Source organism: Aquabacterium sp. (assembly GCF_004297345.1).
Taxonomy (GTDB): Bacteria; Pseudomonadota; Gammaproteobacteria; order Burkholderiales; family Burkholderiaceae_C; genus Aquabacterium.
The window spans coordinates 1-2,500 of record NZ_SCTN01000281.1 but is presented as its reverse complement, the minus strand read 5'-3'; the positions used below and the strand labels follow the sequence as shown (position 1 = coordinate 2,500).

4 protein-coding genes are annotated in these 2,500 nt (G+C 62.6%); all 4 read left to right on the top strand.

Annotated elements, in window-relative coordinates; translation table 11 throughout:
• Positions 1-775 (top strand): peptidase U32 family protein (locus EPO09_RS09790; RefSeq protein WP_290642595.1); only part of this gene is annotated, 775 nt, incomplete at its 5' end.
• A gap of 40 nt (positions 776-815) precedes the next feature.
• Positions 816-1,712 (top strand): U32 family peptidase, encoded by an 897-nt coding sequence (locus tag EPO09_RS09785; RefSeq protein ID WP_290642593.1) that lies wholly within the window; start codon positions 816-818, stop codon positions 1,710-1,712.
• A complete protein-coding gene (locus EPO09_RS09780) occupies positions 1,709-2,173 on the top strand; it encodes an SCP2 sterol-binding domain-containing protein (protein ID WP_290642591.1) in 465 nt (154 codons plus the stop codon). Before EPO09_RS09785 ends, EPO09_RS09780 begins: the two co-directional genes overlap by 4 nt.
• Positions 2,160-2,500, top strand: a 341-nt coding sequence (locus EPO09_RS09775; RefSeq protein ID WP_290642590.1) for an NnrS family protein, incomplete at its 3' end; no start/stop codon positions are given. The genes EPO09_RS09780 and EPO09_RS09775, both read left to right, overlap by 14 nt.

Genomic DNA, 2,500 nt, shown 5'->3' with positions numbered 1-2,500 from the left:
CAGGCGCTGGTTCAATGCGGTGGACATGGCGGCCGATCTGGGCGTGAACGCCATCATCCTGGCCGATCCGGCGGTGATGGCCTACAGCCAGCGGCACCATCCTGATCTGAGGTTGCACTTGTCTGTGCAGGCATCTGCCACCAACTACGAGGCCATCGAGTTCTACCGAGAGCGCTATGGCGTCCAGCGCGCCGTGCTGCCTCGGGTGCTGACCATGTCCCAAGTGGCGCATGTGATTCGCCACACGAATGTCGAAATCGAAGTGTTCGGCTTTGGTAGCTTGTGCGTGATGGTGGAGGGGCGTTGTGCCTTGTCGTCTTACGCAACGGGCCAGGCCCCCAATACAGCAGGCGTGTGCTCGCCACCTTCCGCTGTGCGTTGGGACACGCAAGGCGATGCAGTGGATGCGCGCCTGGGTGGCATCCTGATCGATCGGTTCGAAGCAGATGAATCACGCGGGTATCCCACTTTGTGCAAGGGGCGCTTCGACGTGGATGGCGATGTGGGTTACGCCTTGGAGGAGCCTACCAGCTTGAACACGCTGGCCATCCTGCCTGAGTTGATGAAGGCGGGCGTGTCTGCCATCAAGATCGAAGGGCGCCAGCGCAGTGCCGCTTATGTCGAGCAGGTGACGCGCACCTGGCGCCAGGCCATTGATGCTTGCATGGCTGCGCCGGATCGCTACAAGGTGCATCCGGCATGGACCAGCACCCTGGGCCGCCTGGCAGAAGGGCAGCAACATACATTGGGTGCCTACTCGCGCCCTTGGCAATAGTCATTGGCAACAAGGGCTCTCAGCCCGTTAGAGGACAAACATGTTTGACCTGAGTGTGGGACCAGTGCAGTACTACTGGTCCAGGCAGGCGCTGATCGACTTCTACGCCGATGTGGCCGATTCACCTGCTACCAGCGTGTGCCTGGGTGAGGTGGTGTGCTCGCGCCGCCATGAACTCAAGCCTGAGGACTGGCTGGATCTGGCGCGCGATCTGCAACAAGCGGGCAAGGAAGTGGTGATCGGCACGCAAGCCTTGATTGAAACCGAGGCCGAGTTGCGCACCTTGCGGCGATTGGCCGAGCAGGGCGATTTCATGCTGGAGGCCAATGATGCCGCTGCCGTGCGCCTGCTGGCCGGGCATGCGCCTTGGGTGATCGGCTTGCACGTCAATGTGTACAGCGCGCCGGCCTTGGCCGAGTACATCGCCTTGGGTGCGAGGCGCTGGGTAGCCCCAGTCGAGCTGTCTTTGCAAGCTGTTGGGCAGGTCAATCCGCCGGGCTCTCTGGTGCCTTCTGAAGTGTTTGCCTTCGGGCGCATGCCTTTGGCCTTGTCGGCACGTTGCTTCACGGCTCGCCATCACCATCTGCAGAAAGACACATGCGGCTTCCGATGCCTGGATGACCCTGATGGCCTGGTGCTGCGCACGCGTGAGGGGCAGGACTTTCTGGCCATCAACGGCATCCAGACGCAGTCGGGTTCGGTGCAGTGCCTGCTGGGTGACAAGGCCGCGCTGGTTCAGTCTGGCGTCACGCGTTTGCGCTTGTCTCCGGTATCGCGAGGTTTTCCCGAGGTCGTGCGCCAGTTTGATGGCGTGATGAATGGTGGCGCAAGCGCACAAGCAGCCATCAATATATTGAACGAGCTGGGCCTGCCTGGGCCCTTGTCCAACGGGTATGCAAGGCCCCAGCGTGCGGGGCTGGAGTGGGTCACATCATGAACGTCCATCAGTCCCTTCCCGTGCCCGCGTGGCTGCGTCAGATCGTGTCTCGCCTGCCGTCGTGGCCGCCTTCGCTGGTGGCGGCTCAGGCGCTCAACCGCTTGTGGTGGCCCCTGGTCGATGGCGAGACGCAAAAGGCGCTGTCTGGCCGTGTGGTTGAGTTGTGTGTGGATGATTTGGGCCTGGTGTTTCGCTTGATGGCGGGGCCGCGAGGGCTGGTGCCTGCATCAGGCGGCCAGCCTGTGGTGTTGCGCTTGAAGGCCAGCGCGCCGATTTACTGGCGCTTGCTGCAAGGCCGAGACGACCCGGATACCCTGTTCTTCGATCGCCTCATGGTGATGGAGGGCGATACCGAATTCGGCCTGCTGTTGAAGAACACGCTGGATGCCGTGGGGCCACCACGTTGGCCGACCGGTGGCAAGGCGTCCCGTTCGGCAGGAGCGCACCATGCAGCCAGCTGAAGGCCCCAGGCCCTGGCGCTTTTCAACCTTGCTGGCAGCGCCGCACAGGTTGAGTTTTTTCACCGCAGCCTGTGTGATGTCTGCCGCCGCACTGTGGTGGTGGGTGGAGATGCTGGCCAGATCGGGCGCGTGGCCTTCCCTGGCAACGGCGGTGCCTTCCACCTTTGTGCATCCCGTGGTGATGAGCTTAGGCTTCATGCCCCTGTTCTTCAGCGGCTTTCTGTTCACGGCCGGCCCCAAGTGGCTGCAGATGGGAGAAGTCCAGGCGAGGGCGATTGCGCCGGGCGTGCTCACCACTGGTGCCGGATGGTTGGCCTTGCTCTGCGG

What these genes read in the sequence shown, in the direction of transcription:
- EPO09_RS09785 (WP_290642593.1), top strand. Translation starts at nt 816, where the DNA reads ATGTTTGACCTGAGTGTGGGACCAGTGCAGTACTACTGGTCCAGGCAG.
- EPO09_RS09780 (WP_290642591.1), top strand. Translation starts at nt 1,709, where the DNA reads ATGAACGTCCATCAGTCCCTTCCCGTGCCCGCGTGGCTGCGTCAGATC.